A 7,632-nucleotide genomic window follows, 5' to 3' on the forward strand; every position below is an offset into this window, starting at 1 on the left:
GTTGATTTCCGCCACTTGCCTGGCCCGATCGGCGTCGCCCCGGCCCCGCGCGCGGCGGCGATCCGGTCGTCTGTCCGATGCTGCGTCGTATCCGGTCCGCCCGCGATTGGCGTCAAAAGGAGGCGTTCAGGTCCGGATATGACCGAGATATAAGCGGGCGGAGGGAAAACACAAGCGGAAAAGCCGCAATCCGCGGGCTCACCGCACCTCCGCCACGCGGTCGCGCCCGTCGAGATCGGGGCGCAGCGCGACGGCGAACCCAGCGGCGCGGAACACCGCCGCCACGGCGACGCCCTGCGTCGCGCCGATCTCGAGGAGCGCCCGTCCGCCGGGGGCGAGGACGGCGCCGAGGCGCGCGGCGATCGCCTCGTAGGCCTCGATGCCGCGCGGCCCCGGCGTCAGCGCGAGCTGCGGCTCCCAGTCGCGCACCTCCGGCGCGAGCCCGGCCATCTCGGCGCCGGCGATGTAGGGGGGGTTGGCGACCACCAGCTCGAAGGGGCCGGCGATCCCGGCGAGCCAGTCGCCGCGGACGAAGCCGGCGCGCGAGGCCACCCCGAGCTGGGCGGCGTTCGTCGCCGCCACCGCCAGCGCCGCGGGGCTGAGGTCGACGCCGACGCCGTAGGCGTCCGGCCATTCGGCCAGCAGGGTGGCGAGGATCGCGCCGCTGCCGACGCCGAGGTCGAGGAGCCGCGCGGGCGCCGGGCCGGCGAGCGCCAGCTCGACCAGCGCCTCGGTCTCCGGGCGGGGGTCGAGGACGTCGGCGGTCACCGTGAAGTCGCGTCCCCAGAAGGCGCGGCGCCCGAGGATCTGCGCCACGGGGCGCCGCGCCGCCCGGGCCGCGACGAGGCCGGCGAAGCGGGCCGCGGCCTCGGGCGCCAGCGGGTCGCGCAGGGCCGGCGTCAGGCCGGAGGCGCCGAGGCCGAGCGCGGCGGCCATCAGCGCGCGCGCGTCGCGCAGCGGCTCGGCGACCCCCGCCGCCGCCAGCTCGGCCGCCGCCGCGGCCACGGCCGCCTGGACCGTGCTCACCCGTCGAGGTCGGCGAGCCGCCGCGCCTGGTCGTCGGCGGCGAGGGCCGCCACCACCTCGTCGAGATCGCCCTGCATCACCTGGTCCAGCCGGTAGAGCGTCAGCCCGATGCGGTGGTCGGTCAGCCGGCCCTGGGGGAAGTTGTAGGTGCGGATGCGCTCGGAGCGGTCGCCGCTGCCGACCTGGCCCTTGCGCTCCGCCGCCCGCGCCCGGGCGAGGCGACTGCGCTCGAGGTCGTAGAGCCGGGCGCGGAGCACCGCCATCGCCTTGGCGCGGTTGGCGTGCTGGCTCTTCTCGCTGCTCGTCACCACGATGCCGGTGGGGAGATGGGTGATGCGCACCGCGCTGTCGGTGGTGTTGACGTGCTGGCCCCCCGCCCCGGACGAGCGCATCGTGTCGATGCGGATGTCGCCGGCGGGGATGTCGACGTCGACCTCCTCGGCCTCCGGCAGCACCGCCACCGTCGCGGCCGAGGTATGGATGCGGCCCGAGCTCTCGGTCGCCGGCACCCGCTGAACCCGGTGGACGCCGCTCTCGAACTTCAGCGCCGCGAAGACGCCGCGGCCCGAGACCTCGGCCACCAACTCGCGGAAGCCGCCGAGCTCGGTCGCGGCCTCCTCGACCACCTCCCAGCGCCAGCCGCGCGCCTCGGCGAAGCGCTGGTACATCCGGGCGAGATCCGCGGCGAAGAGCGCCGCCTCCTCGCCGCCGGTCCCGGCGCGGACCTCGAGGATCGCCGAGCGCTCGTCGGCGGCGTCCTTCGGCAGCAGCGCCAGCCGCAGCGCCTGCTCGGCCTCCGGCATCGCCGCCTTGAGCCGCGCCAGCTCCTCCTCGGCGAGGCCGCGCATCTCCGGGTCGGCGAGAAGGCGCTCGGCCTCGTCGCGCTCGGCCGCCAGCCGCCGCCAGGCGGCGATGCCCTCCACCACGGGGCGCAGCTCGGCGTATTCCCGCGACAGCGCCGCCAGTTCCGAGGGCGGCGGCCCGGCGTTCAGCCGCGCCTCGACGAACCCGGCGCGCGCGACGATCTGGTCGAGCTTCTCCTCCGGCAGCATCAGCGCAGCGCGCCCGCCTCGCGGCGGCGCGGCCCCATCGTCGTGGCGACGACGGCCAGCGCCAGCACGCCGCAGAGCGCGATCGTCGCCACCATCGGCAGCGCGGAGCCGTCGAAGAACGGCCCGGCGAGCGCGATCATCGCGCCGCCGACCATCATCTGGATCGCGCCGCCGAGCGAGGAGGCGAGGCCGGCGACGTCCGGGTGCGGGTCGAGCGCCAGCACCATCGTCGTCGGCATCACCGGCCCGAGGAAGGCGTTGGCGAGCACCAGCATCCCGACGATCACCGGCAGCGTGCCGAGCCCCGCCGCCACCAGCGCGAGGAGCGCCAGCGTCGTCGCCGCGAAGCCCGCGGTGGCCCAGGCCACCACCCGGCGCATCCCGAACCGCGTCCCGAGCGCGCCCGCGGTCTGCGAGGCGGCGAAGAACCCGGCCGCGTTGATCGCGAAGGCGAGCGAGAACTGCGTCGGCGACAGCCCGAAGCTCTCGACATAGACGAAGGCCGCCGAGGCGATGAAGACGAAGAAGCTCGCCATGGCGAAGCCGCCGGTCAGCGTCAGGCCCATGAAGTCGCGGTCGCGCAGCAGCCGCACCGCGCTGCGGGCGAGCGAGCCCGGCCGCATCGGCACGCGGTCGGCCGGCGCCAGCGTCTCCGGTAGCGCAAACACCGTCAGCGCGATGCTTACCGCCGCCGCGATGGCGAGGACGCCGAAGATCCAGCGCCAGCCGGCCACCGCCAGGATGCCGCTGCCGGCGAGCGGCGCGAGCATCGGCGAGATCGAGATGACGAGCATGACGAGCGCCATCAGCCGCGTCGCCTGCGGCCCGGTATAGAGGTCGCGGATCACCGCGCGCGGCACCACCATCACGGTCGCCGCCCCGAGCCCCTGGACGAAGCGCCCCGCGGCCAGCGCCGCGACGCTCGGCGCCAGCGCGCAGGCGAGCGTGCCGAGGAGGAAGATCGCGAGCCCGATCAGCATCGGCGGCCGCCGTCCCATCTGGTCCGACAGCGGGCCATAGACCAGCTGGCTCACCCCGAAGGCGAGGAAGTAGGCGGTCAGCGTCATCTGCAGCGCCTGCGCCGTCGTCGCGAAGTCGGCGGCGATCGTCGGCATCGCCGGCAGGTACATGTCGATCGCGAACGGCCCGACGGCCCCGAGGAGCCCGATCACGAGGGCGATCCGTAGCATGGCTGGCTTCCCCTGATCTCGCCGCGGGGCACGAGGCGGCCCGGCGCGGCGGGCGTGCTATGCCCGATCCGGCCCGGATTGTCCACCACGGGCGGCCCGCCGCGGGCGGCGGGGGTCCGTTTCGTTGGGGGGATCGGGCGGTTGGCCATGGCCCGACGGGGCCGACCCGAAGGCTGGGAGCGGCGCAGGCGGGCGGGGGCGACCGGTCGCCCGAGCGGCGGCGGCGGGACGGGATCGGGCGGCCGGCTACGGGCCGAGGGGGCCGGCGCCGAAGCGGTCGAGCAGCCGGCGCAGGTAGTCGAGCTCGAGCGGCGGGCGCGACTGGTCGCCGGAGCGGCGGCGGATCTCGTCGAGGAGGCCGCGGGCGCGCGCGCCGACGTCGGCCTCGGGCACCATCTGCTCGTTCGACCCGGTCGCGCCGTCGGCGCCGAGCGGCCGGCCGAGCGGGTCGTTGCGGCCGTTGGCCTGCGCCTCGCCCTCGGCCCCGGGCTCGCCGTTCTGCGAGCCGGCCTCGGCCTGGCGCATGTCCTGCGCCATCTTGCGCATCCCGTCGCGCAGGTTGTCGATCGCCTCGGCCTGCTGGTCGAGCGCCTCGGCGGCGTCGCCGTCGCGCAGCGCGCCCTCGGCCTCGCCCATGTCGCGCTCGGCCCGGCGCAGCGCGTCGCGCGCGCCGTCGCCCGCCTCGCCGGGCAAGCCGCGCTGGAGCTGCTCCATCAGCTCGCGGAGCGCCTGCTGGCGATCGGCGAGCGATTGGGCGCCGCCCTCGCCCTGCTGGCCCTGCCCCTGCCCCTCGCCCTGCTGCGCACCGCGGCCCTCGCGGAACTGCCGCTGCAGCTCCTCGAAGCTGTCGTCGGCGAGGCCCTGCTGCTCGCGGAGCGCGTCGCCCAGGTCCTGCATCGACTGCTGGCCCTGACCCTCGCCGCCCTGCCCGCCCTGGGCCATCTGCATCTGCATGTTCTCGAGGAGCTGCTGGAGCATCTCGAGCAGCGCCTCCGCCTCGGCGCGCCGGCCCTGCTCGGAGAGCTCCTGGATGCGGTCCATCAGCTGCTGGATCTGGTCCTGCGTCATCGTCTGGCCCGGGGGCGGGCCCTCGGCCTGCTGGCGCTCGCCGTCGCGCAGCGCCTCCTCGGCGAGCTGCCGCATGTACTCGCGCGTCGCCTGGCGGAGCTCGTCCATCAGCTGGGCGATCTCGTCGTCGGAGGCGTCGTTCCTGAGCGCCTCGCGCAGCCGCTCCTGCGCGCGGGCCAGCCGCTCGGCGGCGTCGCCGAGGCTCCCCTCCTCGAGGAGGAGCGCCACCTTCCACAGCATCTCGGCGACCTCGTCGATCTGCGCGGCGTTGTCGTCCTCGCCGATCGCGGCGTCGAGGCGGCGGATGGCGATGCGGGTGGCGAGGTAGGCCTTCTCGCTCTGGAACAGGCCCTCGGGCCGCCAGGTGACGGCGCGCAGCACCTGCGCGACGCGGCGGGCGTTCTCCGGGGTCCAGAGCAGGTCGCGACGCTGCTCGACCAGCGCGGCGGCGACCGGGTTGTAGAAGCGCCGGCCGGGGAGCACGGCGGCGACGCCGTCGCGCGTGCCCACCTGGCCGATCGCGTCCTCGGCCGTCAGCCGGATCGTCACCGGCAGGCCGGACCACGGGTGCCTGGAGAAGTCCTCGACCAGCGTCTCCGCCACCTCCTGCGCCGAGCCCCTGGACATCGAGAGCGGCAGGTCGACGACCAGCGGCTCGCGCGGGGCGGGCTCGGCGGCGAGGCCGTAGAGGCGGTCGGTCGCGGCGAGGTCGAGGGTGATCTCGGCCCGCGCGGCGACGACGCCGTGGTCGTCGCGGGCCACGTAGGAGAGCTGGGTCTCGCCGGTGGGGGCGCGGCTCACCGGGGCGGCGAGGTCGATCTCCGGCGCGGCGTCGGGCTGCATGACGAAGGACCACGCCCCGAGGGCCCGGCTTCCTTCGGCGAGCGCCACCTCGCCGCTCCGGTCGATGACGAAGCGCGCCATGGCGATCCCCGGCGCGGCCTCGGCGAGCGCCGCGGGGGTGCCGGCGACCGACTGGGTCAGCGCGAAGTCGGCGGCGTCGCCATAGGCGCGGACGGTGACCTCGGTGCCCTGCGGCGCCACCAGCGGCCGGTCGGGCGGGGCCTCGGGCAGGTAGAGCGTCGGGCGCCCGGTATAGGCCGGCGGCTCGGCCCAGGCCTCGAAGCTCGGGCCCGCCGCGGCGTCGCCGCCGGCGCTGGCGATCGCCGCGCCGAGCCCGGCGATCGGATCGGCCCGGGCGAAGAGCAGCGCCGCGCCGAGCGCGACCAGCGCCATCAGCCGCAGGCCCCACCTGTCGAAGCGCGCCAGCCGCAGGTCGGGGCGCACCCACGCGGCGCGCGAGGCGATGCGGCGCATCCGGGCGACATGCGCGGCCCAGACCGCCTGCGCGCCGGCGTCGTCGCGCCCGAGCGCCGGCCGGTCGGCGAGCGCCGCCAGCGGCCGCCCGGGCAGGCCGGCGTCGAGCCGCGCCTCGGCGTCGGCGCGCGTGGGCAGGCGGAAGCGGCGGAGGCCGCGCAGGAGCAGGAACAGCGCCGCGAGCCCGGCCGCGACGGTCGCGACGAGCAGCGGCCCGCGCGGCGCCGCCTCGGCGAGGCCGAAGGCGAGCGCAGCCCAGGCGGCGGCGAGCAGGCTGGCGAGCGGCCAGAAGGCGCGAAGGGCGCGCTCGAGCGCGAGGCCGGCCCGGGTGCGGCGGATTGCGGCGGCGATGCGGGCGGCGGCGGGATCGTGGTTGCTGGCCGTCCTGCGCCCTGCCGCCATGCGTTCCGAGCCTACCTCCTTCGCGCCGGCGGAGACGGGTCCCGGCCGATCCATGCGGGGATGGTATCGCGCGCGAGGATGTCTTCATAGCTCGGACGCGCACGAACCACATCGAAGTGATCGTCATGCACCAGCACCTCGGCGGCGAGCGGCCGGGTGTTGTATTCCGACGCCATCGTCGCGCCGTAGGCCCCCGCCGAGCGGAAGGCGACGAGGTCGCCCGCGGCGAGCGGCGGCAGCATCCGCCCGCGGGCGAAGGTGTCGCCGGTCTCGCAGACCGGCCCCACCACGTCCACCGGCGCGACCGGGGCGTCTGGCTCCGGCGCGCGCACCGGCACGATGTCGTGCCAGGCGTCGTAGAGCGTCGGGCGCACCAGGTCGTTCATCGCGGCGTCGAGGATCAGGAAATCCCGCCCCTCGCCGCGCTTGAGGTAGATCACCCGCGCCAGCAGGATCCCGGCGTTGCCGGCGATCACCCGCCCCGGCTCGATCTGGATCTCGCAGCCGAGGGCGCCGACGGTGCGGCGGATGACGCCGCCGTAGTCGAAGGGGAGCGGCGGCGCGTCGTTGGTGCTGGCGTAGGGGATGCCGAGCCCGCCGCCGAGGTCGAGCCGGGCGATGTCGTGGCCGTCGGCGCGCAGCGCATGGGCGAGCTCGGCGACCTTGGCGAAGGCCGCCTCGAACGGCGCGAGCTCGGTCAGCTGGCTGCCGATATGGACGTCGATGCCGACGACCGCGATCCCGGGCAGCGCCGCCGCCTCGGCGTAGACCTCGCGGGCGCGGGCGATCGGGATGCCGAACTTGTTCTCCGACTTGCCGGTGGCGATCTTGGCGTGGGTGCGCGCGTCGACGTCGGGGTTGACCCGCACCGCCACCGGCGCGGTCCGCCCCATCGCCGCGGCGACCTCGGAGAGCGCGCGCAGCTCCGGCTCGCTCTCGACGTTGAACTGGCGCACGCCCCCCTCGAGCGCCAGCGCCATCTCCTCGCGGGTCTTGCCGACGCCGGAGAACACGATCCGCTCGCCGGGAACCCCCGCCGCGCGCGCGCGCCGCCATTCGCCGCCCGAGACGACGTCCATGCCCGCCCCGAGCGCCGCCATGTGGGCGAGCACGGCGAGGTTGGAGTTCGCCTTGACCGAGTAGCAGACGAGATGCGGCAGCCCGGCCAGCGCCTCGGCGAAGAGCCCGAGATGCCGGGCCAGCGTCGCCGCCGAATAGACATAGGTCGGCGTGCCCGCCGCGGCGGCGATCTCCGGCAGCGGCACGTCCTCGGCGTGGAGCACGCCGTCACGGTAGAGGAAATGGTCCATGTGCGTCCGCGCGCGGGAGTGGCCTGCGGCGCCGCGCCGCGCCGCGCCGCTGGCCCTAGAGGCAGGCCTCCGGCCGGTCAAGCCGGAGAGTGACCGGAGGGCGGCGGGGCCGCCCTCCGTGCTTGCGCTACCGGGCTTGCGCTACTGGGTGAGCTCGACGGCGGAGACGAGCTCCTGCACCGCCGTGGCGCTGTCGTACTCGCCGTTGAATTGCGCGGTCACCACGTCGTAGATCGCGTTCTTCACCGCCGCCGGGTTGGCGTGGCC

5 protein-coding genes are annotated in these 7,632 nt (G+C 75.9%); all 5 read right to left on the minus strand.

Annotated features, from left to right (window positions below):
* Positions 1-198 precede the first annotated feature (198 nt).
* The 5 genes from prmC to lysA all read right to left on the minus strand — a co-directional run bounded on the left by prmC (position 199) and on the right by lysA (position 7,365).
* Complete coding sequence (prmC, locus tag KBB57_RS15160) at positions 199-1,026, minus strand: peptide chain release factor N(5)-glutamine methyltransferase (RefSeq protein ID WP_290751836.1); 828 nt, start codon at positions 1,024-1,026, stop codon at positions 199-201.
* Positions 1,023-2,078: a peptide chain release factor 1 gene (gene prfA / locus KBB57_RS15165; RefSeq protein WP_290751839.1), complete on the minus strand. Its 1,056-nt coding sequence runs from the start codon at positions 2,076-2,078 to the stop codon at positions 1,023-1,025. The genes prmC and prfA overlap by 4 nt, the downstream gene beginning before the upstream one ends.
* Positions 2,078-3,268, minus strand: coding sequence for a multidrug effflux MFS transporter (locus tag KBB57_RS15170; protein WP_290751842.1), 1,191 nt, complete (start codon positions 3,266-3,268; stop codon positions 2,078-2,080). The genes prfA and KBB57_RS15170 overlap by 1 nt, the downstream gene beginning before the upstream one ends.
* 246 nt (positions 3,269-3,514) lie before the next feature.
* Entirely contained in the window at positions 3,515-6,055 is a 2,541-nt protein-coding gene (locus tag KBB57_RS15175; protein WP_290751844.1) for a TIGR02302 family protein, read from the minus strand.
* An 11-nt stretch (positions 6,056-6,066) separates the two neighbouring features.
* Entirely contained in the window at positions 6,067-7,365 is a 1,299-nt protein-coding gene (lysA, locus tag KBB57_RS15180; RefSeq protein WP_290751846.1) for a diaminopimelate decarboxylase, read from the minus strand.
* Positions 7,366-7,632 lie beyond the last annotated feature (267 nt).

It is taken from the genome of Amaricoccus sp., assembly GCF_017993425.1.
Taxonomy (GTDB): domain Bacteria; phylum Pseudomonadota; class Alphaproteobacteria; order Rhodobacterales; family Rhodobacteraceae; genus Amaricoccus.